Origin of the sequence: Paenibacillus taichungensis (assembly GCF_013359905.1) — a bacterium.
In the GTDB taxonomy this organism is placed as follows: Bacteria; Bacillota; Bacilli; order Paenibacillales; family Paenibacillaceae; genus Paenibacillus; species Paenibacillus taichungensis.
In genome coordinates this window covers 1-215 of sequence record NZ_JABMCC010000067.1, presented here as the reverse complement: position 1 = coordinate 215, position 215 = coordinate 1, and the positions used below count along the sequence as shown (strand labels likewise).

Sequence of the window (215 nt, the reverse complement as noted above, 5' to 3'; positions counted from 1 at the left end):
CGTCTTTCCAGTTCTCTTCAGGAGAAGAAAACAACTATTCGGTATTAGCTACCGTTTCCGGTAGTTGTCCCAAACTTGAGGGCAGGTTGCCTACGTGTTACTCACCCGTCCGCCGCTAACCATCAGAGAAGCAAGCTTCTCATCAAGTCCGCTCGACTTGCATGTATTAGGCATGCCGCCAGCGTTCGTCCTGAGCCAGGATCAAACTCTCCAAT

The 215-nt window shown here is 50.7% G+C and carries 1 rRNA gene; it reads right to left on the bottom strand.

Annotation, left to right across the window (positions count from 1 at the left end):
- A 16S ribosomal RNA gene (locus HP548_RS34205) occupies window positions 1-215 on the bottom strand; the annotation flags it as partial.